Origin of the sequence: Chitinophaga sedimenti (assembly GCF_023156195.1) — a bacterium.
Taxonomy (GTDB): Bacteria; Bacteroidota; Bacteroidia; order Chitinophagales; family Chitinophagaceae; genus Chitinophaga; species Chitinophaga sedimenti.
In genome coordinates, this window is the sequence record NZ_JAKUKA010000001.1 from 5,786,379 (window position 1) to 5,809,172 (window position 22,794).

At 48.6% G+C, this 22,794-nt stretch carries 26 protein-coding genes and 1 pseudogene; 18 read left to right on the forward strand and 9 right to left on the reverse strand.

The window, feature by feature from the left end; all coding sequences use genetic code 11:
• Nucleotides 1-26 precede the first annotated feature (26 nt).
• The 8 genes and pseudogenes from nuoL to MKQ70_RS33320 all read left to right on the forward strand — a co-directional run bounded on the left by nuoL (nucleotide 27) and on the right by MKQ70_RS33320 (nucleotide 7,327).
• Nucleotides 27-1,918, forward strand: a pseudogene (gene nuoL, locus MKQ70_RS33290) (NADH-quinone oxidoreductase subunit L).
• A gap of 35 nt (nucleotides 1,919-1,953) precedes the next feature.
• Complete coding sequence (locus MKQ70_RS33295; protein WP_248079418.1) at nucleotides 1,954-3,387, forward strand: complex I subunit 4 family protein; 1,434 nt, start codon at nucleotides 1,954-1,956, stop codon at nucleotides 3,385-3,387.
• 30 nt (nucleotides 3,388-3,417) lie between these two features.
• Complete coding sequence (locus MKQ70_RS33300; protein WP_248079420.1) at nucleotides 3,418-4,782, forward strand: NADH-quinone oxidoreductase subunit N; 1,365 nt, start codon at nucleotides 3,418-3,420, stop codon at nucleotides 4,780-4,782.
• A gap of 104 nt (nucleotides 4,783-4,886) precedes the next feature.
• Nucleotides 4,887-5,321 carry an ABC transporter permease gene (locus MKQ70_RS40340; RefSeq protein ID WP_282456934.1) on the forward strand — a complete coding sequence of 145 codons (435 nt, stop codon included), beginning with the start codon at nucleotides 4,887-4,889 and terminating at the stop codon, nucleotides 5,319-5,321.
• Nucleotides 5,322-5,349: 28 nt separating this feature from the next.
• Nucleotides 5,350-5,718, forward strand: coding sequence for an ABC transporter permease (locus MKQ70_RS40345; RefSeq protein WP_282457844.1), 369 nt, complete (start codon nucleotides 5,350-5,352; stop codon nucleotides 5,716-5,718).
• Nucleotides 5,657-6,160: an ABC transporter permease gene (locus MKQ70_RS33310; RefSeq protein WP_248079422.1), complete on the forward strand. Its 504-nt coding sequence runs from the start codon at nucleotides 5,657-5,659 to the stop codon at nucleotides 6,158-6,160. Before MKQ70_RS40345 ends, MKQ70_RS33310 begins: the two co-directional genes overlap by 62 nt.
• Nucleotides 6,161-6,173: 13 nt before the next feature.
• On the forward strand, nucleotides 6,174-6,440 hold the full coding sequence (locus tag MKQ70_RS33315; RefSeq protein ID WP_248079424.1) for a hypothetical protein: 267 nt from the start codon (nucleotides 6,174-6,176) through the stop codon (nucleotides 6,438-6,440).
• A 5-nt stretch (nucleotides 6,441-6,445) separates the two neighbouring features.
• The gene (locus tag MKQ70_RS33320) at nucleotides 6,446-7,327 is read left to right on the forward strand and encodes a MutS-related protein (protein WP_248079426.1); all 882 of its coding nucleotides are present in this window, start codon (nucleotides 6,446-6,448) and stop codon (nucleotides 7,325-7,327) included.
• A gap of 177 nt (nucleotides 7,328-7,504) precedes the next feature.
• Here MKQ70_RS33320 and MKQ70_RS33325 read toward each other — a convergent pair whose 3' ends face one another.
• The 5 genes from MKQ70_RS33325 to rpsF form a co-directional block, all read right to left on the reverse strand.
• Nucleotides 7,505-7,909, reverse strand: coding sequence for a hypothetical protein (locus tag MKQ70_RS33325; RefSeq protein ID WP_248079428.1), 405 nt, complete (start codon nucleotides 7,907-7,909; stop codon nucleotides 7,505-7,507).
• 120 nt (nucleotides 7,910-8,029) lie between these two features.
• The gene (gene rplI, locus MKQ70_RS33330) at nucleotides 8,030-8,368 is read right to left on the reverse strand and encodes a 50S ribosomal protein L9 (protein ID WP_248079430.1); all 339 of its coding nucleotides are present in this window, start codon (nucleotides 8,366-8,368) and stop codon (nucleotides 8,030-8,032) included.
• Nucleotides 8,369-8,385: 17 nt separating this feature from the next.
• Nucleotides 8,386-8,475 (reverse strand): hypothetical protein, encoded by a 90-nt coding sequence (locus MKQ70_RS43005; protein ID WP_372490054.1) that lies wholly within the window; start codon nucleotides 8,473-8,475, stop codon nucleotides 8,386-8,388.
• Between the two features lie 11 nt (nucleotides 8,476-8,486).
• Nucleotides 8,487-8,747, reverse strand: coding sequence for a 30S ribosomal protein S18 (gene rpsR, locus MKQ70_RS33335; protein ID WP_443657862.1), 261 nt, complete (start codon nucleotides 8,745-8,747; stop codon nucleotides 8,487-8,489).
• Between the two features lie 4 nt (nucleotides 8,748-8,751).
• On the reverse strand, nucleotides 8,752-9,105 hold the full coding sequence (gene rpsF, locus MKQ70_RS33340; RefSeq protein ID WP_248079438.1) for a 30S ribosomal protein S6: 354 nt from the start codon (nucleotides 9,103-9,105) through the stop codon (nucleotides 8,752-8,754).
• An 806-nt stretch (nucleotides 9,106-9,911) separates the two neighbouring features.
• Here rpsF and htpG point away from each other — a divergent pair.
• The 6 genes from htpG to MKQ70_RS33370 all read left to right on the forward strand — a co-directional run bounded on the left by htpG (nucleotide 9,912) and on the right by MKQ70_RS33370 (nucleotide 16,051).
• On the forward strand, nucleotides 9,912-11,738 hold the full coding sequence (htpG, locus tag MKQ70_RS33345; RefSeq protein WP_248079440.1) for a molecular chaperone HtpG: 1,827 nt from the start codon (nucleotides 9,912-9,914) through the stop codon (nucleotides 11,736-11,738).
• Nucleotides 11,739-12,194: 456 nt separating this feature from the next.
• Nucleotides 12,195-12,998 (forward strand): carboxylesterase family protein, encoded by an 804-nt coding sequence (locus tag MKQ70_RS33350; RefSeq protein WP_248079442.1) that lies wholly within the window; start codon nucleotides 12,195-12,197, stop codon nucleotides 12,996-12,998.
• 280 nt (nucleotides 12,999-13,278) lie between these two features.
• A complete protein-coding gene (locus tag MKQ70_RS33355; RefSeq protein ID WP_248079444.1) occupies nucleotides 13,279-14,172 on the forward strand; it encodes a carboxylesterase family protein in 894 nt (297 codons plus the stop codon).
• 285 nt (nucleotides 14,173-14,457) lie between these two features.
• Nucleotides 14,458-15,300, forward strand: a complete 843-nt coding sequence (locus tag MKQ70_RS33360) for a carboxylesterase family protein (protein ID WP_248079446.1) — start codon at nucleotides 14,458-14,460, stop codon at nucleotides 15,298-15,300.
• A gap of 125 nt (nucleotides 15,301-15,425) precedes the next feature.
• Nucleotides 15,426-15,848, forward strand: a complete 423-nt coding sequence (locus MKQ70_RS33365; RefSeq protein ID WP_248079448.1) for a carboxylesterase family protein — start codon at nucleotides 15,426-15,428, stop codon at nucleotides 15,846-15,848.
• Between the two features lie 11 nt (nucleotides 15,849-15,859).
• Nucleotides 15,860-16,051, forward strand: a complete 192-nt coding sequence (locus MKQ70_RS33370) for a hypothetical protein (protein ID WP_248079450.1) — start codon at nucleotides 15,860-15,862, stop codon at nucleotides 16,049-16,051.
• Between the two features lie 26 nt (nucleotides 16,052-16,077).
• On the opposite strand, the gene recJ is transcribed toward MKQ70_RS33370, so the two are convergent.
• The 4 genes from recJ to MKQ70_RS33390 are packed head-to-tail and all read right to left on the reverse strand — an operon-like array spanning nucleotide 16,078 to nucleotide 18,621.
• Nucleotides 16,078-17,604, reverse strand: a complete 1,527-nt coding sequence (gene recJ / locus MKQ70_RS33375; protein ID WP_248079452.1) for a single-stranded-DNA-specific exonuclease RecJ — start codon at nucleotides 17,602-17,604, stop codon at nucleotides 16,078-16,080.
• Nucleotides 17,604-17,780, reverse strand: a complete 177-nt coding sequence (locus MKQ70_RS33380) for a hypothetical protein (RefSeq protein WP_248079454.1) — start codon at nucleotides 17,778-17,780, stop codon at nucleotides 17,604-17,606. Before MKQ70_RS33380 ends, recJ begins: the two co-directional genes overlap by 1 nt.
• A 17-nt stretch (nucleotides 17,781-17,797) precedes the next feature.
• Complete coding sequence (locus MKQ70_RS33385; RefSeq protein ID WP_248079456.1) at nucleotides 17,798-17,959, reverse strand: hypothetical protein; 162 nt, start codon at nucleotides 17,957-17,959, stop codon at nucleotides 17,798-17,800.
• A gap of 50 nt (nucleotides 17,960-18,009) precedes the next feature.
• The gene (locus MKQ70_RS33390) at nucleotides 18,010-18,621 is read right to left on the reverse strand and encodes a polyprenyl synthetase family protein (RefSeq protein ID WP_248079458.1); all 612 of its coding nucleotides are present in this window, start codon (nucleotides 18,619-18,621) and stop codon (nucleotides 18,010-18,012) included.
• A gap of 386 nt (nucleotides 18,622-19,007) precedes the next feature.
• Here MKQ70_RS33390 and MKQ70_RS33395 point away from each other — a divergent pair, with 386 nt between their 5' ends.
• The 4 genes from MKQ70_RS33395 (at nucleotide 19,008) to MKQ70_RS33405 (ending at nucleotide 22,628) form a co-directional block, all read left to right on the forward strand.
• Nucleotides 19,008-19,649: a hypothetical protein gene (locus MKQ70_RS33395; protein ID WP_248079460.1), complete on the forward strand. Its 642-nt coding sequence runs from the start codon at nucleotides 19,008-19,010 to the stop codon at nucleotides 19,647-19,649.
• Nucleotides 19,650-19,777: 128 nt separating this feature from the next.
• The gene (locus tag MKQ70_RS33400; protein ID WP_248079462.1) at nucleotides 19,778-20,554 is read left to right on the forward strand and encodes an OmpA family protein; all 777 of its coding nucleotides are present in this window, start codon (nucleotides 19,778-19,780) and stop codon (nucleotides 20,552-20,554) included.
• A 125-nt stretch (nucleotides 20,555-20,679) separates the two neighbouring features.
• Nucleotides 20,680-21,123: a KUP/HAK/KT family potassium transporter gene (locus MKQ70_RS41710; RefSeq protein ID WP_308199305.1), complete on the forward strand. Its 444-nt coding sequence runs from the start codon at nucleotides 20,680-20,682 to the stop codon at nucleotides 21,121-21,123.
• Complete coding sequence (locus tag MKQ70_RS33405) at nucleotides 21,105-22,628, forward strand: KUP/HAK/KT family potassium transporter (protein WP_308199307.1); 1,524 nt, start codon at nucleotides 21,105-21,107, stop codon at nucleotides 22,626-22,628. The genes MKQ70_RS41710 and MKQ70_RS33405 overlap by 19 nt, the downstream gene beginning before the upstream one ends.
• Nucleotides 22,629-22,794: the final 166 nt, after the last annotated feature.

The window sequence follows — 22,794 nt, forward strand, 5'->3', positions numbered from 1 at the left end:
TAATTTCGTAATTAGTATTTGAGCAAATGATACATCTTGTTTGGCTGGTTCCTTTACTGCCGCTGTTAGGTTTTCTGATCAATGGGCTGGGGAGGAAAAGTTTATCCAAATCGTTGGTAGGCATTATTGGTAGCGGCGCGATTATCGCCGGTTTTGTGATCAGCCTGCTCATATTCCTCGAAGTGAAAACACCGGGCTTTCAGGGCCAGGTGGTGCCGCTGTTCGACTTTATTTCTGTAGGTAGTCTGCAGATACCTTTCGCTTTCCAGGTAGATCAGCTGAGCGCGTTGTTCCTGCTGGTCATTACCGGCGTGGGTTCGCTGATCCATATTTACTCCACTTCTTACATGCACGATGAGAGCAATGAAGGTTTTGCGCGTTATTTCGCCTACCTCAATCTCTTCGTGTTTTCTATGTTGATACTCGTACTGGGCGCCAACTATGTAATGATGTTCATCGGCTGGGAAGGTGTGGGACTTTGTTCTTACCTGCTCATTGGCTTCTGGTTTAAAAACACCAGCTACAACAAGGCCGCTAAAAAGCCTTTGTGATGAACCGCATTGGTGACCTTGGCTTTTTACTTGGTATCTTCCTGATGATCACCAACTTCGGTACTGTTACTTTCCCGGAAGTGTTTGAAAAAGCAGGCGCTCTGGGCATGAACAGCGGTGTGCTGATGGCGATCGCCGCCCTGCTGTTCGTTGGCGCTATGGGTAAATCGGCACAGGTACCTTTATACACCTGGCTGCCCGATGCGATGGCGGGTCCAACCCCGGTATCGGCCCTGATCCACGCGGCAACGATGGTAACTGCCGGTATCTATATGGTGGCGCGCAGCAACGTGATTTATTCCTTATCGCCCTGCGTACAAACGGTAGTAGCGGTAATTGGCCTGGTAACTGCCCTGCTGGCGGCTTCCATCGCCCTGAAACAAAACGATATTAAAAAAGTACTGGCTTATTCAACGGTGAGCCAGCTCGGTTATATGTTCATCGCTCTCGGCGTTGGAGCTTACACTGCCGCCGTATTCCACGTGATGACGCACGCTTTCTTCAAAGCCCTGTTGTTCCTCGGTTCCGGCAGCGTTATTCACGCGATGGGTGGCGAGCAGGACATCCGTAAAATGGGTAACCTGAAAAAGTGGATGCCTATAACAAATGCTACGTTTCTCATTGGCTGCCTGGCCATTGCAGGTATCCCCGGCCTTTCGGGTTTCTTCTCCAAAGATGAGATCCTGGCCCATGCTTTTGTAGCGAATAAAGTGATTTACGCAGGTGCATTGATCGGCGCGTTGATGACCGCCTTTTATATGTTCCGCCTGTATTACATTACCTTCTGCGGACAGTTCCGCGGCACGCACGAGCAGGAACATCACCTGCATGAAAGTCCGGCTGCGATCACTTTCCCGCTGATCGTACTGGCGGTGTTATCGGTAATTGGCGGTTATGTGGGACTGCCCGAAGTATTCGGCGCACCGCACCTGCTGAACGAATACCTGGCGCCGATCTTTGTGCAGATAGGTCATCATGCCGAACACCTCAGCCATTCCATGGAGTGGATCCTGATGGGTATCAGCTCCGGCCTGGTGATCGTCATGATTTTCATTGCCCGCGAGAAATTTATTAACTACCAGGATAATGGTCAGCCTAACACCGGCATCTCTAAAATACTGGAGAACAAATGGTATGTGGATGAACTGTACGACGCCATCATTGTTAAACCGCTGATCGCCTTATCGCGTTTCTTCCAGGACGTGGTGGAGCGTTCGGGCATTGATGCGTTGGTGAACGGCGTTGGTAAAGGCGTGAAGTGGGGCGGCCGCCAGGCAAGACTGTTGCAGAACGGCCTGGTAGGGTTCTACATCTTTGCGATGGTATTGGGTATGATCATCTTATTTGTGATCAGTTTGTTTTTATAAAAGTTGGTAGCGGATTTACAAGCGTAAGATAAATTATGTTGACAGTATTACTCATATTGATTCCTTTAGTAGCAGGCCTTATTTCATTTGGTCTTAAAGGGTCGGGCGCCAGGGCGCTGGCTTTGATCGCGTCCATTGCAACATTGGCAGTGGGCATCGGCGCATGGTGTCAGTTCAGGTTGCAGGGCGCTGAAAGCCTTCAGTTCACCGCCGCACGGATACCGCAACTGGGCAGCCAGTTCAATGTTGGATTAGATGGTATGGGCCTCATGTTGTGCCTGCTCACCACTATTTCTTTCCCGCTGATTTTTATTACGATCTATAGCCGCCAGTACGAACAGCAAAATGCTTTTTATGGTTTGATGCTGTTGTCGCAGGCTGGTCTCATTGGTGTATTCACCGCTTATGACGCGTTGCTGTTCTACGTTTTCTGGGAACTGGCGCTCATCCCGGTGTACTTCCTCTGCTCTATGTGGGGTGGCGAAAAACGCATTGCGGTAACATTTAAATTCTTCCTTTACACCTTTATCGGTTCTTTGCTGATGCTGGTGGGATTGATTTACATCTATAACCAAACACATTCGTTCGAGTGGAGCGTGTTCACTTCCCTTTCTATGGGACAAGATGAACAAAGCTGGCTGTTCTGGCTATTCTTCGTGGCATTTGCCATTAAGATGCCGGTATTTCCTTTCCACACCTGGCAGCCCGATACCTACGAGCAGTCGCCGACCCCGGTAACAATGGTGCTTTCCGGCATCATGGTGAAAATGGGTTTGTTCGGTGTGGTGCGCTGGTTGCTGCCGGTACTGCCGCAGGGCGCGTATATGTGGTCGGAAGTGGTGATGGTACTCTCTATCATCGGTATCATTTACGCTTCGTGCATTGCGATGCTGCAGCAGGATATCAAAAAGCTGATCGCTTATTCTTCCATCGCGCACATCGGCCTGATGGCTGCCGCGATCTTTGCGAACAATGAGCAGAGCCTCCGGGGCGTGCAGGTACAGATGTTCAACCACGGTATCAACATCATCGGTCTCTGGATCATCGTAGAAATCATTCAGCAGCGCCTCAACATCAAAAACCTGAACGAAATGGGCGGTATTGCCAGCGTAGCGCCAAGGATGGCGATCTTCCTGGTGATCATCAGCCTGGCTAATATCGCACTGCCTTTGACCAACGGTTTCATTGGCGAGTTCTTGATGTTCAGCGGTTTATTCCAGTATAACGTATGGTTTGCGGCGGTGGCCGGTCTTGGCATTATTCTGTCGGCCATATACACCTTAAACATGATCCAGAAAGTGATCTTTGGTGAGGCGAACAGCCTAACCAATACGTTCACCGATCTGAAAGCCGGCGAAACCTTTTCGCTGAGTGTGATCGTAGCGATCATCCTGGTGCTGGGCGTCTATCCCAAACCAATGCTGGAGCTGGTTTCGCAGACTACCGCGTGGCTCGATAAAGTGATTTAAAAGAAAATAAAGGATTCGTAACGCAAAAATATGAACGCATTAATCTCTTCTGCTCTGTTTGGTGTATTCCTGATGTTTGTCGGGTTGTTTGTAAAGAACAAGCAAAGCATTAAATATTTCGCCATGGCCGGCGCCATCATTGCCTTCGGGTTCAACCTGCTGGACTTTGCCAATGTTGGCGAAGTGCTGTATGGCATGATCGAGGTAAGCCGCTTTTCCGTGGTATTTAACGCGGTAGCCATTGGCGCTACCTTCCTTTATTTCCTGCTTTGCGGCAGTTCTTTCGCAAAAGTAGGGGAGCATGTAGCGGATTATTTTGCGCTCACGTTCTTTATACTATCAGGCATTACACTGGCGTCTACCTTCAGCAACCTGCTGATGCTGTTCCTCGCCATTGAAATTATCTCCATTCCGCAGTACATCCTGGCGGGTGCCGATAAAAGAAATCAGAAAAGCAACGAGGCTTCTTTAAAATACTTTCTGATGGGCTCTTTCTCCACCGGCATTTTGCTGATGGGTATTGCGCTGATTTATGGTGCTTCCGGCAGCTTTAACCTGGCTGAAATTGGCCTGGGTACAAGCGAACTTCATCCGCTGGCGCTTTGCGGCATCCTGTTGATGGCCTTTGCTCTGTCTTTCAAAGTATCTGCCGCTCCCTTCCACTTCTGGACGCCCGATGTATACGATGGTTCTCCCACCGTGTTCACGGCTTACATGGCGACCGTGGTAAAGGCGGGCAGCTTCATCGCTTTTGCGCGTTTGTTTCATACGGCGTTTGCTGGTGGCACAATCAGCCAGCACTGGGCACTCATCATCGCTATCATTACCGCGCTCACGCTGTTGGTAGGTAACATCACCGCAGTGTTCCAGCAAAGCGTGAAGCGTATGCTGGCTTACTCGAGTATTGCGCAGGCAGGCTTTATGCTGTTTGCGATCGTGGCTATGAACCAGGCGGCTACCGAAGGTATTGTACTGTATGCAGCGGCATACAGCGTGGCGAGCATTGGTATTTTTGCCGTGCTGCTGAAACTACAGGATTACACCTTCGATGGTTTTAACGGTTTGGCGAAAAGCCATCCACTGCTGGCTTTCGTAACTACCGTATTCTTACTGTCGCTGGCGGGCATTCCACTCACAGCTGGCTTCTTTGCCAAATACTTTGTACTGTCTGCCGCTGTGCAACAGGGCGGTTTGCTGTGGTTGGTGATCCTCGCGGTATTGTGTGCGGCCATCAGCGTTTACTACTACTTCCGGGTAATCACGGCGATGTACTTTAAGGCGGGTACACCGCAGGTAGCGGAAGTATCAGGCGGCTTTAAAGCGGCGCTGGTGCTGGCCGTAATCGTGGTGATCGTACTGGGTGTATATCCCAATGCGCTGTTTTGCTGGTTATAAGCCATAAAATTCTTTATACAGACAGGAGGGATGCAGACAGCGTCCCTCTTTTTTTTGCCTGAACGGTACTTAAATTATCTTAACTTTAGGATAACCCGCATCATATGAAGTTTCTGGATACCTTTTATCTCGCGTTGCGTTCTGTGCTGGGCAATCGCCTGCGCACCTTCTTAACGGTTGCTATTATCGCCTTTGGTATCATGGCGCTGGTAGGCATTTTTACCGCAATCGACAGTATTCAGTCGGGCATTTACAACAGCTTCTCTAACATGGGAGCCAATGGCTTTACCATCCGTAACCGCGAAACCGTGATCCGCATTGGCGGTGGCGGCGGCGCTACACGCGGGGCTAATACCAGCCGGCGCCGTGTTAAAACATCTAACAGGAATAAAGTAATACGCTATGAAGAAGCCATGGCTTTCAAAGAGCGTTATGCCTTTCCATCGCTGGTGACGGTGAGTTTCCGCGCCGGTGGTGGTATTACCGTTTATTACGGACAAAAGAAGACCAACCCGAACGTACAGGTAATCGGGGGATGAAAATTACCTGCGCTTTTCCAGCTATGACCTGCAACAAGGCCGCGATTTTAACAGCCTTGATATGCAGTCGGGCCGTAACGTAGCCATTCTTGGGGTGGATGTGGCGAAGAAACTGTTCGGCGAAGACCTGAAAGGTGCGGAGAATAGCAGTATCCGGGTGGGAAATGCGCGCTACCGGGTAATTGGTGTGCTGAAATCCAAAGGCAGCAGCGGGTTTATGAGTGCAGATAACGTGGTGCTGACCACGGTAGCTAACACGCGCCGCGTGTTTATCCGTCCCAATGCGTCGTACAATATCGGGGTGAACGTAAATGATATTAAACAGATAGATGGCAATGGGCGAGGCTACGGGCCTTATGCGCATTATCCGCAAACTGGCGCTGGACGAGGAAAATAACTTTTACCTGAGCAAGAGTGACAGTCTGGCCGAAGTACTATTCAGAAGCCTGCAAAGCGTGAGTTTTGCGGCTATTCTCATTGGTTTTATTACCCTGTTAGGTTCTTCTATCGGGTTGATGAATATTATGCTGGTGGCGGTGGCCGAACGTACCCGCGAAATCGGCGTCACCAAGGCACTGGGCGCTACGGCATCTACCATTCGTACCCAGTTTTTGCTGGAAGCGATCCTGATCAGCCTGATGGGTGGATTGCTGGGAGTAATACTGGGAATGTTGGCGGGCAACATCGTATCGCTGTTACTGAAAACAGCTTTCATTGTGCCCTGGCTGTGGATAGCCATTGGCATTGCGCTCTGCGGTACGGTGGGACTGGCCTCCGGTCTGTACCCAGCCTTTAAAGCCTCGCGCATGGACCCTATCGTGGCATTGCGCTACGAATAACTAAAACATGACTATGCTGGACTTACAGAGCTTAGGTGACCTGGGAATATTTGACCAGCTGCACCCGGACCGCGCTTTATTTAAACTGATCGATCATACCCGTACCGATAATGGCATGGAAAGGCTGAAACAGCGCCTGAAGGAACCTATTGCCGACCGGGAACGGCTGCGTGAAACGCAGGCGGCTATCCGGTACATCGGGCAGCGTATTGAGAAGTTTGATCTGCCATTGTCAAACGATGACGTATATTACCTCGAAAAATACCGGATTCGGCAGTAGTACCCGTGGAGGTGGATAATAAACTGAAGCGCACCATGCAGATCATGGGGCGGCAGCTGACGGACAAAAGCAACTACTATTATATTATTAACGCGGCGAAGCGCGCAGTGTATTTCCTGTACGGCATGCAGCAGTTTGTGGCGGCCGTGGAGGCCGAAGAAATGCCGGAGATACTGGCGGACTTGCTGCTTAGTATGAAGGCGACTACCGACCTGTTTGAGCTGCATAAACTGAAGCTTGACGATGAGGTGAGTGAAACGGCGTTGTTTGTGTTCGATCATGCATTTCGCGCTACCCATAAGAAACAGGCGGGTGCTTTCCTGGAAACTTTGTACGAATTGGATGCACTGTATTCGCTGGCGAAGTTCAGCCAGCGGTATGAGCTGGTGTTGCCGGAAATTACGGAGGAGGAATGCAGTATACAGGGATTGTATCACCTGCAGGTGCGTAATGCCGTAAAGAACGATATTGACTTTAACGATGCGCATTGCCTGTTCCTTACAGGCGCTAACATGACGGGCAAATCTACCCTGATCCGGTCAATATGCCTGGCGGTCTACTTTGCGCATCTGGGCATTGGCGTGCCGGCGGCGGCGGCAAAGATTCCCCTGTTCGCCGATATTATTATCGCTATCAATAAAACGGACGACCTGCAACGTGGCTACAGCCATTTCATGAGTGAGATTAAACGCGTGAAACAGGCGGTGGAAAAAGTGAATGAGGGCAGGAAGGTGTTCGCGGTGTTTGACGAATTATTTTCGGGTACTAACACAGAAGATGCGGCTGCGTGTTTGAGCATTGTGTTGCATGGGATGGCGAAGCGTCGTAACGGCTATTTTGTGTTTACCTCGCACCTGGCGGCTATCTGGACGAGCTGCCACAAATGAAACATGTGCAGCGGCGGTATCTTGAGGTGTTGCATGAGGGGAGGAGATCAGGTGCACCTATAAACTGAAGGAAGGGGTTGCGCGGGACAGAATTGGGTTGTACACGTTGCGCAAGGAGGGGTTGGAGGAATTGTTGAAGTAAGGTGCCATGTATACATGGCACCCAAAAAAGTTGCATCAATAAAACAACTGCCCGAGCACATTTCCTGTATCCGTAGCCTTCGGTTTCAATCCCAAAAACTTCGTATACTGCGCCACCGTCAGCAATGTTTTCAACTTGCCGAACAACCCGCTCTGTAACCCCGAAAACCTGGTCGCATACGCGGCCTTATCGGTATTTAATAGCCCAAGTATCCCCGATTTATCTTTCAGGAAACCCGTTACCGCGTTCAATACGCCGGTCTTTTGCGTGCCATTCAGCGCCAGGGCAGGCGTTAGTTTGCCCAGAATAGCGTTGGCGGTACTGTTTACATCAATACCGGCCGACTGCGCGGTATTTTTGGCTTTGTCCAGTACAGATTGAGCGGGGGAGAGCATGGGCAATGCCGCCAGCAGCAGGAGGAGATAGATACATTTACGCATAGCGTTGCAAGGTTTTAGTACTGCCTTAACAACCGGACAGGGGTTTAGTTGCAACATTGGCGTAAAAATAAAACAGGCCACCCCAAGGGATGGCCTGTTACGAATGATATAGCTTAAATACTATTCAGCTACCACTTCAAATTCCAGTTCAGCTTCGTTGCCTTTACCGAAATCCAGTTTCGCTTTGTAAGTACCCAATTCTTTTACATCGTCCAGGATGTGGATACGACGACGGTCGATCTCATAACCTTTCTGTTCTTTGATAGCGCGTGCGATCTGTACGCCTGTAACGCTACCGAAAATTTTGCCGGATGTGCCGGTTTTAGCACCGATTTTAACAGGAGCTGCTTTCAGTACTTCCACCACTTTCGCGATCTCAGCCAGCATTTTCTCCTCTTTTACTTTCTGTACTTTCACGCGTTCGTCCAGTTGCTTCAGGTTAGAAGGGCTGGCTTCCACGGCAAATTTCTGGGGAATCAGGAAGTTCTGGCGTAACCGTTCTTTACGCTAACCAGTTCGTTCTTCTGGCCCAGATTATCAACGTCTTGTATTAAAATGACTTGCATAACTTCTTACTTTAAAAGGTCAGTAACATAAGGCAACAGCGCCATTTGACGAGCTTTTTAATAGCCTCGGCTACTTTACGCTGGAATTTCAGAGAGTTACCAGTGATACGGCGGGGCAGCATTTTGCCCTGGTCGTTCAGGAACTTCTTCAGGAACTCCGCATCTTTGTAATCGACATACTTGATGCCCAGTTTCTTGAAACGACAGTATTTCTTCTGGCGTTTCTCCGTCTTAACCGCGGTTAAGTACTTGATTTCTTGTTTAACTGCCATAACTTTAAGCTTCAACGGTTTTGGATTCAGCATTCAGGCTACCCCTCTTCCTTGCGTTGTACGCAACCGCGTGCTTGTCAAGTTTAGTAACCATGTAACGCAATACATTTTCATCGCGATTCAGCTGGATCTTCAGCTTCTCATTGAGGTCGGATGGCGCAGTGAACTCCACAACCACATAAAGACCAGTGGTCTTTTTCTGGATGGGATACGCCAGTGATTTCAAGCCCCAGGGATTTTCGTGCACAATCTGACCGCCGTTATCAGAGATAACGTCTGCAAATTTCTTCTGAATGGATTTTGCATCTTCTTCAGACAGCACAGGGGTATAAATCACCATCAATTCGTAGTTTGACATAATTCCCTGATTTGTTTGTAAATAATTAAAATTAAAAATTGGAGTGCAAAGATAGGGGTATTTTTCTAATTCCAAGCCGTATCTGGCCGCATTTTCAAAGAAAAAGGCTGCCCACTCTCAAGGCAGCCCCGGTTTCTTCAAAAAAGATAACAGGTTAACACTTTTCAGGAGTGTATTATCAGAAATCTTAATGTCTACTTGGTTTAGTAGTATGTTATTCGGATAATACCTGCAAGGTATGATATCTTTATATAATTGAATTGTAATATTTTTCTTTTTGTCTGCATCGGCACTTTACCCCACTGTCGTTGGGCATAATATCATCGAAAGAGAACGAAAGGGTGGATAAGGGATAAAGTATTAGTTTGCCTTAAATGGTAAGTGCATCCTTGAAGGATCCTATAGGGATCTTCTATGCATCCTATATGCTCGTGCCCGCAAACCCTTGCTGGTAGGGAGGGCCCTTATAGGAACCATATAGGATGGATATAAGATCTCCAAACAGATCCGCCACCATGGCCGGGTGCGGCGACCGTAGCGGCGCTATTGTTTACGAACTAAGTTAATCTTTCCGCCTGGTCTTCCTTTCCCTGATTGTCGGGGCACTGCCCCGGATTGCCTTCCCTTCTTTTGCGATAACGAACGGCGATCATAGAACGATCAAAAGCTGAAGGAAATGACACAACGACGGCTGAAAAAGGACCGAAAACCGGCCCTAGCTGCTTTGCTCCGTCATCTTGGCAGCCTGCCGCCCCATGGCACATCGTTTGAAAATTACAGGGTCTAGTTAAAAAATCAGATAATTTATGCAGAAAGGTGCCATCCGCGTTCAGACGGAAAATATCTTCCCCATCATCAAAAAATTCCTCTATTCCGACCACGAAATCTTCATCCGTGAGCTGGTGAGCAACGCGGTAGATGCTACCCAAAAACTCAAAACCCTCGCCAGCGTTGGTGAATTCAAAGGCGAAACCGGTGAAGTAGCTATCGAGGTGACCGTGGACAAGGAAAACAAGAAAATCACGATTTCCGACCGCGGTATCGGTATGACCGCCGAGGAAGTAGATAAGTATATTAACCAGGTGGCCTTCTCGGGCGCCGAAGAGTTCGTGAACAAGTATAAGGACCGGGGCACCGGCGCCAATATTATTGGCCACTTCGGTCTCGGCTTCTATTCCTCGTTCATGATCTCCGATAAGGTAGAGATCATTTCCCAGTCCTGGAAAGAAGCGCCCGCTGTTCGATGGGAGTGCGATGGCAGTCCTGCCTACGAACTGGAAGAAACTACCCGGGAAGCCGGTCGCGGTACCGATATCGTGATGCATGTAAATGACGACAGCCTCGAGTTTCTCGAAGATGGCCGCATACGCAGCATCCTCGAAAAGTTCTGCCGCTTCCTGCCCATACCCATCAACTTCCATGGCGAGCAGATCAATAATCCCAATCCCGCCTGGACCAAAAAGCCCAGCGAGCTGACTACCGAAGATTATCAGAACTTCTATAAAGAGTTATATCCGTACGCCGAACCGCCGTTGTTCTGGATCCACCTGAACGTGGACTATCCGTTCAACCTCACCGGTATCCTGTATTTCCCGACGATCAAGAAAACGTACGAAATGCAGAAGGATAAGATCAATCTATATAGCAACCAGGTGTACGTAACCGACGAGGTGAAAGACATCGTACCCGAGTTCCTGATGCTGCTGCATGGTGTGATCGACAGTCCGGATATTCCGCTGAATGTAAGCCGCAGCTACCTGCAGGGCGATCCGAACGTGCGTAAGATCAATGCCCACATCACCAAAAAGGTGGCCGATAAACTGGACGAGATGTTCCGCAACGACCGTAAAGCCTTTGAAGAGAAATGGGAGCACACCGGCCTGTTCGTGAAATACGGCATGATGACCGAAGACAAGTTTTACGAGAAAGCCAACAAGTTCATGGTGATGGAAGATGTGGACGGCGGCACTTTTTATACCCTGGAGGAACTGCGCACCGAAACGCAGGCGCTGCAGACCAATAAAGAAGGTAAACTCGTGATCCTTTATACCACTAACCCGGTGCAACAAGACAGCTACATATGGGGCGCCAAATCTAAAGGGTATAAAGTGATAAAGCTGGAATCCCTGGTGGATGCGGCTTTCATCAATACGATTGAGCAAAAGTGGGAAAATGTTCAATTTACGCGCGTGGATTCCGATATTGCCGACAACCTGATCGATGCCGGGGAAAATAAGGAAAGTGTACTGACGGAAGACCAGCAAACGAAGCTGCAAACGCTGTTCAGCGAAGAGTTGAAAGCACAGCCCAATATCAAAGTAGACTTAAAAGGACTGGCGGTAGATGCACAGCCGGTAATCGTTACCCGCTCGGAGTTTATGCGCCGCATGAAAGATATGGCAGCCATTGGCGGGCAGGCGAACAGCTGGTACGCGCAGTTGCCCGATGAGATTACGATGACGGTAAATGCCAACCACCCGATTTACCAGGATATCCTGAAAACGGATGATCCGCACCGCCAGAACAAAGTTGTGCGTAACCTGGCAGACCTCGCGTTGTTATCGCAAAACCTGTTGACGGGTGCAGACCTCACAGCGTTTGTGCACAGGAGCGTTGAGTTGTTGAAGGTGTAACAATTTTCTGATGTGATGCAGCGTTATAGGATGGTCACCCGAGCGTAATAGCCGTGCTTGCTAAAGCAGCCACCAGTGGGGAGCTGAGGCATACAGCGGGACATAATGTAGCAGTCATATCACATTATACATAATAAAAGCGGTATAAGAGAAATTATTCTTTTATACCGCTTTTTTTTAATTTGAAATTTTTACAATAATATATTTTATTCAGTAATAAGTGAGTGTGGAAATCGGCTATAAGTCTTTATAGTAAAGGATTACAAAGGCTGTCTGTTTGTGTACAGTGTACCGTTAGATGGCATGAAGTTTTCCTTACCATGCAATAGAAGCCTGTTAAACTGCGTTCGGGAAATGTGAATTACGAGAGTCTCGCGAGCATCTCTGTCTAAACAACTATTATTAAACCATATCCAAATCCTGACTTTTATGATTACCATTAAAAGACCCGCCACTGTGTTGGCGACTAGAAAAACTATTGCCTTATTAGCCGGCATCGGCCTGTTCCTGGCTTCCTGTTCTAAAGATGATGCTACAGAAAAGCTCACCAATGACAATGAAGTGTTAGTAGCGCCCAACGAGGCAGGCTTCGTGAAACAAGCCCCTTTATGGTCGGTGAAAACCCTTTCAAATCCTGGTAAGGCTGGTGGTATTAATCCGCAGTACCTGCTGTACACATCATCAACTTACAACACGCACACCAGTTCCAAATGGCCGGTTATCATCTTCCTGCATGGCATTGGCGAGCGCGGTACCAACATTAACACCATCCGGAACGTGGGCCTGCCCCGTAAAATCGGTAACCAAACGGACTTTATGTTCCCGGTTGTAGCGCCACAATGTAAGCCGGACACCTGGTGGGATATTCCCAGCCTGAACACCTTGTACGACGAATTGATATCCAAGTATAATGTGGATCCCAGCCGTATTTACCTCACTGGTTTAAGCATGGGTGGTTATGGAGTATGGGATTGGGCTATGTTGTATCCCCAGCGCTTTGCGGCGGTAGCACCAATTTGCGGTGGCGCCGATTACATCGACAAAGTGGCTAATATGAAGAACGTGCCGGTTTGGACGTTCCACAATGCCGATGATCCTACCGTGGGCGTGGAAAATACCCGTGAAATAGTGTCTAAGCTGCGCGCAGCCGGTAACACCCGGGTAAAATACACTGAAAATCCAACAGGTGGTCACGACGCCTGGACCAAGGCATACAACACCGCGGAATTGTATTCCTGGTTCAAAACTTATCGGAAGTAGTTGTTATAATCAATGCTTGCCGCATCGGGGAAAATATTTTCTAATATTTTCCCCATTTTATTTTTTTTTCATAAAGTGTGATATTCCTGCGCATCTATCTGTTTGATCTTGAATTACTGGCACGGTTTTATCGTTACCCGTTTATAGTCGTTAACCCCTGTTAATCCGCGCCAGTGTTGAAATTTGGCGCAATTTTTTCTACATATCGTGTACTTGCATCAAAATAAAATGCCACTTATAGAGTTTTTATAGAAAGTCAATTAAACCATATCCGAAAAACATGAGAAAAACCTTTTCCTGGATCACCAGACCTATGACGCTTGTCATGCTCTTTGCAGCTGCCTCGATATACCTGGCCGCCTGCGCTAAAGAAAACAGCTTCAATCCACCTAAAGAGACCGGTCACGGTAACGTAGACACCACCGGTACCGGCGGTACTAAAGATACCACCACCACCGGCGGCGGTACGAAAGATACCACCACTACCGGCGGCGGTGGGAGTGTGGGCAACTTCGCGCAAATGCCTGCTGGCATTTCCGTACAAACGCTCGGTCGCGCTGCGCCTGCTATCAACAAACAGTATGTATTGTACACACCATCCACCTATAATACCGAGAAAAGCAAAAGCTGGCCGGTGATCATCTTCCTGCATGGGATAGGGGAGCGTGGCAGCAACATCACAGCTGTTAAAAACGTGGCATTACCGAGGAAGCTGGCGGGTGAAAAAGATTTTCAGTTCGTGATGATTGCACCGCAATGCAGCGCCGACGAATGGTGGGATATTCCCAGCCTGAACGCGCTGTACGCAGAAGTGCTCGAAAAATACAACGTTGATCCCAGCCGCGTATACCTCACCGGTTTAAGCATGGGCGGTTATGGTGCATGGAACTGGTCGATGAAAGCAGCCGAAAAGTTTGCAGCAGTAGCGCCTATTTGCGGTGGCGCCGATTATCCGGACCTGGTATGTAACCTGAAGAGCAAACCGGTTTGGGTGTTCCATAACGCCAACGACCCTACGGTAGGCGTAGAAAACAGTCGTAACCTCGTAGCGGCCCTTAAAAAATGCGGCAGCACGTCGGTTACCTACACTGAAAACGCCACTGGTGGCCACGATGCATGGACAAAGCTTACAACACACCAGAGTTGTATACGGATGTTGAAGTACAGAAAATAAATTGTTCCTTCTTATTAAGAAAATGCAAAATGAAAAACGTGCTATTGTTTAGTACGCGATCATTTTGCATTTTTGCATTATAGAAAGATGTTCGAGATACCTGTATTACGTTTAACCTGAGGTATAGATTAGTTTGGCAGAGAATATTTAAACGCAAGAAGAAGGGTCGCCATGCAGCATATAGCGGCCGCATTTCCCGGATTTTCGTACCTGTGATTTTAACCAGCCATGATAGCCGCTCCGTCTGCAAAAGCGCAGGCGCTAACTTGTTTATACCTTAATTCTATGTACAAAGCAACCATCATGGCAGCGGTTATTGCCATGTTTTTAAGTTTGGTAATCCACACTTCCTGCACGAGCAGCGACAACAGCGACACAACACCACGCGACACCACCGCTCCTGGTACAGGAGGTGGTAATCCTCCCGGCCCGGCCACGTTTGTGCCGCAAACTACCGGCATCAGTGTAAAGAAAATAACGACAAAAGATACCGGCGGTATCAGTTCGCGTTATGTATTATATATCCCCGAAGGATATAACGATAAAAAAGACACAAAATGGCCGACGATTTTTTACCTGCACGGTCAGGGTGAACGTGGAACAAATATTGACCTGGTAAAAGCTGCCGGCCTGACAAGGAAAGCAGCGGACACGAAAGATTTTGGATTTATTGTGGTCGCGCCGCAATGTAATGCAGGTACCTGGTGGGATTTGCCAAGTGTGGCACGCCTGTATGCGGAAGCCCTTGGCACCTACAACATCGATCAAAGTCGTATATACTTAACGGGTAACAGCATGGGCGGTTACGCCAGCTGGGAATGGGCCATTCTCCGCCAGGACCGCTTCGCCGCAATAGTGCCGATCAGCGCGCCGCTTCCGGATAGCTGGAAGAGTGCTTGCGTAGCCAGTAAAATGCCGATCTGGGCGTTTCATAATGCGGACGATCCGCAGGTGCGCGTAGCCGATGCACGTTTTATGCGCGATACGCTGACGATCAAATGTAACGCTACCCAGTATAAATACACCGAGCATCCGACCGGCGGCCATGATGCCTGGACCAAAGCCTATGACGATCCGGCTTTGTACACCGGATGCTGCAGTTTAAAAAATAATAGAATACATTTATAGATGCGTATACACCGATTGCTGCTTTTGTGCGGGTTGATTTTAATGGCCACGCTGCCGGGATTTGCCAATGGCGATACCTCGCTGAATTATTATTCGAAACAGCCCATTGGCATCTCTGTAAAAAAGTGCGGCTGCCGGGCAAAAGCATCGATCAGTATGTGCTATATACGCCCTCCACTTATAACACCGACCTGGAGAAACGCTGGCCGGTATTAATTTTTCTGCATGGTAAAGGCGAACGTGGCGACGATATCAGACTCGTGAAACAGATGGGCATTCCCTGGCGCCTGCGCGATATATCCAATTTCCCTTTTGTGGTGATTGCTCCGCAGTGCAAGCTGAATGTTAATACCCGGGATGTAGCCAGTTTAAACGCCCTGTGGCCGGATATTATAAGGCTCTACCGCATCGATACCAACCGGGTATACCTCACCGGTTTAAGCATGGGCGGTAATGGTACCGGATGTGGGGCATGGATAGTCCGGATAAATTTGCAGCGCTCGCGCCCATGTGTGGATGGGGTAATCCGGCGAAGGCCTGCGGGTTGAAAAATAAGCCCATGAAGGTGTTTCATAACGCAGATGACGATACGGTGCCGGTGAGCGGTTCGCGTAAACTGGTAGCTGCGGTGAAAACCTGTGGCGGTACAAAGATTGAATATACCGAGCGGCCCACCGGCGGACATGATGCCTGGTCCATCCCTTATTATGATAAGAAGTTTTACGAATGGCTGTTGAAGCAGTCGAAATAAAAAGTCCCGCTACATGCGGGACTTTTTTATGCAGAAGCTCTGATGTCGATGACTTTTAATTGTAGTGTTACCGCCCCGTTCCATTCATTTTCTTCTACCGTAAACACCACATCGAAAGGACGTTTGCCGGAGACGATGGGAAACTTGTCGGCCATAAAAAAGCCGATGCCGGAGAATTGAGGGCCGTTGCCTTGTTTGATGGATAGTTTCAGGTGTTCGTCCTTCACTATTTTGGAATAGCCGGTATCCATTACCCTGCGTGCCATAAATACAGGACGCAGGTTTTCGGGGCCGAGCGGTTCAAATTGTTTCAGGATATTGAAGAATGCGGGAGTGATATCCGCCAGGTGGATTTCCGTATCGATCACGATTTCCGGGATCAGTAATTCCGGGTCTATTGTGGAGGCAACCACCTCTTCGAAACGTTCCTGGAAGGCTTTTACATTTTCCGGTTTCAGCGTCATGCCCGCTGCATAAAAGTGACCGCCGTAGTTTTCCAGCAGGTCTTTGCAGCGGTGTATCGCTTCGTACACGTTAAATCCGGATACCGAACGCGCGGAGCCGGCCACTTTATCGTTCGATTGGGTAAGAATAATGGTGGGCCGGTAAAAATACTTATCGATCAGCCGCGACGCTACGATCCCCACAACGCCTTTGTGCCAGTGTGGCTGAAACAGTACGGTGGATTTGCGCGTGAGCTGCGTATCATCGCCCTGGATGAGCAGTACTGCTTCCTGGGTGATGGTCATATCAATTTCTTTGCGGTCGAAGTTGTCTGCATGCAGTACTTCCGCGATCGCCATGGCTTTTTCAAAATCTGTTTCGATGAAGAGGTTCACGGCTTTACGGGCATCGTCCATTCGTCCCGCTGCATTCACACGCGGCGCGATCACAAACACCAGGTTAGAGGTAGTAAGTTTCTCTTTTAACCCGCTCAGTTGCACCAACGATTTAATTGCGGGGCTGGGATCTTCATTTACCTTTTTGATGCCGTAAAATGCCAGTACACGGTTTTCGCCGGTCATGGGAACAATATCGGCAGCGATGCTGGTGGCGACGAGGTCGAGGTAGGTATATACCGATTCCATCGGCATGCCGCGCTTCTGCGCCAGGGCGGTTATCATCTTAAACCCGATGCCGCAGCCGCTTAGCTCTTTGTAGGGGTAAGGGCAGTCGTGTTGTTTCGGGTTCAGGATGGCTACGGCTTCCGGGAGTATAGCGTCGGGAAGGTGGTGGTCGCAGATGATGAAGTCGATGCCTTTGGATTTGGCAAAGCTGATCAGTTCTACCGACTTGATACCGCAGTCGAGGGCGATAATGAGGCCGAAGTCGTTTTCTACAGCATATTCTATACCCTGCATGGAAATGCCGTAACCTTCGCGGTAGCGGTGGGGCAGGTAAAATTCGATATTGCTGTAAATAGAGGAGAGAAAAGTGAATACAGTGGCCACGGCGGTGGTGCCGTCTACATCATAGTCGCCATAAACGAGGATCTTTTCGCGGCGGAAGAAAGCGAGTTCGAGACGTGAAATAGCCACGTCCATATCCTTCATCAGCCAGGGGTCGAGAAGATCTTCGAGGGTAGGGCGGAAAAGTGCTTTGCCGCATCAAAGGTCAGGATGCCGCGCTGTACGAGCAGGCGGCATAACAGGGGATGAATGCGTAATGCAGCCTGAAGCGACCGTTCGGGCCCCGGTTGATATTTCTTTACTGTCCAACGTTTCTGCATGAAAAATGCTTGCAATTTTAGAAGGTGCGGTCGGTTGTGTACCGCACTAATGATTCCAGGCCACTCCGGATTTCATTGTCTGGCAGTTGATGTAAAATAGCTAACGCTTCATCACGGTATTGCAACATTTTTTCTCGGGCGTAGGCGATGCCGCCGCTGGATTTTACCAGGTCGATCACCTGTGCCACTTTGTCTTTGTCTGTATTATGATTTTTGACAATGTTGATAATCAGTTTACGTGTGTCCGGGTCGGCATGTTGGAGGGTGTAGATAAGGGGAGGGTCATTTTTTTCTCCCTGATGTCTATACCGGTAGGTTTGCCGATGTTGGCGGTCCCGTAGTCGAAAAGGTCGTCTTTGATCTGGAAGGCAATGCCTACCTTTTCGCCGAACTGGTGCATAAGGGCGGTGCCGGCTTCGTCGCCGGAGGCGCTCCAGGCGCCTGCGGCACAGGCGGCTGCGAGGAGGGAGGCTGTTTTTCGGCGGATGATATCGAAATAAACATCCTCCTTAATATTAAGCCTGCGGGCCTTTTCCATTTGCAGCAGTTCCCCTTCGCTCATTTCGCGCACGGCCTCGGTTAAAATTTCGAGGGTGCGGAAATCCTTGTTATTTAAAGATAACAAAAGTCCTTTAGAAAGCAGGTAGTCGCCGACTAAAACAGCGATTTTATTCTTCCATAAGGCATTTACAGAAAAGAAACCCCTTCTTTCGAGGGAATCGTCCACGACATCATCGTGCACGAGGGAGGCAGTGTGCAATAATTCCACAAGCGAAGCAGCCCTGAATGAACTTTCTTCGATCTTATCTGTAAATAGTCTGGCGGAAAGTAACACGAACATTGGACGGATCTGTTTCCCTTGCGCTTCACTATATAATGCATGATCCGGTCCAGCAGCGGTACGTGGCTCTTCACCGAGTCCGCAAACTTGCTCTCGAAATCGTGCAATTCCTTTCTGATCAGATATTTAATTTCCTCCATTTGTTAAAATAAAAGGATTGCTAAGCTATGCTTAAAATATTACATTTTGATAAATTGGCCCCGAATTTGCTAATAATGCTGAAATTGCGATCCGCTGTAACATTGAATAATACTTAGTTTTGAGGCAGTTATCAATGAAAATAAAATCGCAATAAAAATTTGTATATTCATTAAGGATTTTTACCTTTGCTTGGTAAAAACGAGTTAATAATAAATTTTTAACAGTTTTTAAATAAAAAAACAATTATGGCAAGCAAAAAGTACTTATTACTGGCAGGTGCTATGAGCCTTCTGGCATCTACCGGTTTTGCGCAAGTTAAGCCCAACCTGGATGTTCTGGACTCTTCCAAAGTAGCCCCGTCCAAAATGGCGCAATTTAACGCATTCAAGAATCATCAATCCGATTATCCTGCAAAACCAAGGGATATGTGGGAACTGGGTTTCCACGGTGGTTACCACTTCATCGTAGGTGACGTTTCTGCCCGTCCTGGTTTCGGTGGCGGTTTGTCCCTGAGAAAGTCGCTGGGTCACACGTTCTCTATCCGTGGTGAGTACACCGGTTCTTTCGACTACGGTATGGACTACAAAATGCGTCCTAACACTTCCAGCACAGTTGGCGGTAACCCCTGGGCTGCTACAGCTGCAGCTAACGGTGGTATGATCGTGGCTAACTACAAAACTGCTACACACCAGGCATCTTTGGACGTAATCGCGTCTCTGAGCAACCTGTTGTTCTATAAATCACAACCTAAAGTGAACTGGTATGTGTTCCTGGGTTATGGTCTGTTGCTCGCTGACGTTGACGTAGATGCACTGGACGGCGCAGCTGCTTACAACTACAGCGGTATCGACTTCGGTGGTAAACGTAAAGACATCAAAAAGCACTGAAAGATCTGCACGACGGTGATTACGAGCAAAATGCACCTTCTCAGGGCAACCGCGTAACTATCGGTCGTAAAGACGACAACCAGCTCCTGCGTCATGCGCTGGAAACTGGTACCGGTATCTCTTTCAAAGTGTCTAAACGCTTTAACATCGGTATCGAAGATAAAATCACCCTGCCTTTCGATGATTATATGGACGGCTACTTCGGTGGTGCTTCTGATCAGAACAAAGACTTCTTCAACTACACCAGCGTTCGTCTGAACTTCAACCTGGGTAAAACCAGCAAACGTGTTGAGCCATTATGGTGGGTTAACCCGTACGATTTCATCTACAACGAGCTGACTTCACCTCGTCGTATGAAAATCCCAACTCCGGTTCTGCCTGATGCTGACGGTGATGGCGTAACTGACCAGTTCGACCGCGAACCTAACACTCCTGCAGGTGCTCCTGTTGACGTGAACGGTGTTGCTAAAGATACTGACGGTGACGGTGTTCCTGACTACAAAGACAAACAGCTGATCACTCCGACTTACTGCTTCCCTGTTGATGCAGACGGTGTTGGTAAATGCCCGGATCCTGAGTGCTGCAAAGACCGCGTTCCTGCTGGTTGCGCATCACTGGTTCTGCCTAGCGTTTCCTTCAAAGGTTCTTCTACCAAAGTTGGTAGCGACCAGGAAGCTATCCTCGCTAGCGTAGCTGCTTCTCTGAAAGCTAATCCTTCCTGCAACGTCCTGGTAACAGGTCACGCTGGTGAGAAAGCTAAAAAAGGTGGTGTAGACCTGAGCTCCCGCCGTGTTGACGCTGTAATCGACTACCTGGCTGACAAGCAAGGCATCGACCGCGGTCGTTTCATCAAACAAAACACTCCTGGTGAAGCTGGTACTGTTGATTTAGCTCCTGCTAACTAATCAATACCATCATCTGGTAAAATACCTGAACAGGCCGCCTTCTTTGGTGGCCTGTTCTTTTTTTAGCAGGTATTTTCCTATCTCCGTTTTTCCACCTACATTTGACATGCCTTTAATTAATAAGTGTGTTAAAGAATTTCAACAAAGTTACACTGGCTGGGCTGGTCGTTGCGCTTGGTATCATTTACGGCGACATCGGAACCTCTCCTCTTTACGTTTTTAAAGCCATCCTGGCTGACAGCGAAGTATCAGAACAGTTGATCATAGGAGCTATCTCCTGTATTATCTGGACCCTTACCCTCCAAACCACTGTCAAGTACGTTATTCTCACCCTCAAAGCCGATAATAAAGGTGAGGGCGGTATTTTCTCATTGTATGCATTGGTGCGACGGCACGGCAAATGGACGGTTATACTCGGTATGATAGGCGGCGCCGCATTATTGGCCGACGGTATTATTACACCACCGATCACGGTAACGTCCGCTATCGAGGGTTTACGTACCCTGCCCATATTTAAAGACCTTGCCCAGAAACCATCGTCAAAATTGTATTGGCCATCATCGTACTGATGTTTGTGGCACAACAGTTTGGCACCACGGCCATTGGTAAGATGTTCGGGCCGATCATGATGGTGTGGTTCGCTATGCTGGGCATACTCGGCATCACCCACATCGGAAACGACCTGGCAGTGCTGAAAGCCTTTAATCCCTACTATGCGATCGAATTGCTGACCACTTACAAGAGTGGTTTCCTTATACTGGGGGCGGTATTCCTGTGTACCACGGGAGCCGAGGCACTATACTCCGACCTCGGTCACTGCGGCCGCGGTAACATCCGGGTATCCCGGATCTTCGTGAAGCTCTGTCTTATCCTGAACTACCTGGGCCAGGGCGCCTGGTTGCTCGGAATGAAAGGCGCGTCTATCGGTAAAGACCAAAACCCATTCTTCATGATCATGCCCGAATGGTTCGTAATATTTGGTGTGGTAATAGCCACCATGGCCTCCGTAATCGCATCCCAGGCGTTAATCTCCGGTTCCTTTACATTGATATCCGAAGCCATGCGCCTGAACCTGTGGCCTAAGTTAAAAGTGAACTACCCGACCGAGCAACGCGGTCAATTATACATTCCAGGTATTAACTGGCTGCTGCTGGCAGGTTGTGCAAGCATTGTGCTGTACTTCCGGGAATCATCGCGGATGGAGGCCGCCTATGGCCTGTCTATCACCATCTGTATGTTGATGACCTCCTGCCTGTTCGCCTTTTATCTTTACACGCGAAGGGTGCCGGCCATGTGGGTGGGCGTATACCTGGTAGTATATCTCTCCATCGAATTCTCGTTCCTGCTGGCAAATCTGACCAAATTCACGCACGGCGGTTATGTAACGCTGATCGTAGGCGGATTGCTGTTCCTCGTCATGATCGTCTGGTTCCGGTCGCGCAAGATCAAAAACCGGTACGTGGAGTTCGTGAAGCTCGAAGATTACCTGCCTATTCTGCAGGAGCTGAGCAACGATACAACTATCCCGAAATATGCCACGCACCTTGTATACATGAGTAGTGCAGACAATCCTAAAGAGATAGAGCATAAGATTCTTTATTCCATCCTCAATAAAAAGCCGAAACGCGCCGATATTTATTGGTTTGTGCATGTGGACGTGGTAGATGAACCTTACCTGAGTGAATATTCCGTGCAAACGATCATCCCGAACGAGGTGATCCGTGTGGAGTTCCGTTTAGGGTTTAGGGTCGAGCAGCGTATCAACCTCATGTTCCGTATGGTAGTGGAGAATATGGTGCGCAATAAAGAGGTGAACATCACGAGCCGTTACGAGTCGCTCAGTAAAAACAACGTGGTAGGCGATTTCCAGTTCATTGTAATGGAGAAATTCCTTTCGCATGACAATGACCTGCCGCTGCACGAAAGGCTGGTAATGCGCCTTTATTTCATTTTAAAGAAGATATCACTGTCGGAAGAGCGTGGCTTCGGTCTCGACTCCAGTTATGTAACGATCGAGAAGTTTCCACTGGTAGTGGCGCCGGTGACAAACCTGAATCTCCGCCGCACGAACTAACGGCATCAACATATCATTAAAGAAAAGTCCTCCGAAGAATCGGAGGACTTTTTTTTAACACAACTAAAAAAACAATCAAAATCTTAAAAAGAATAATAAATGCTTGCTATCAATCGGGCTTTTTCCATGATGAGCCGCCGGCCTTAGCCAGCGGCTTCTTTTATGG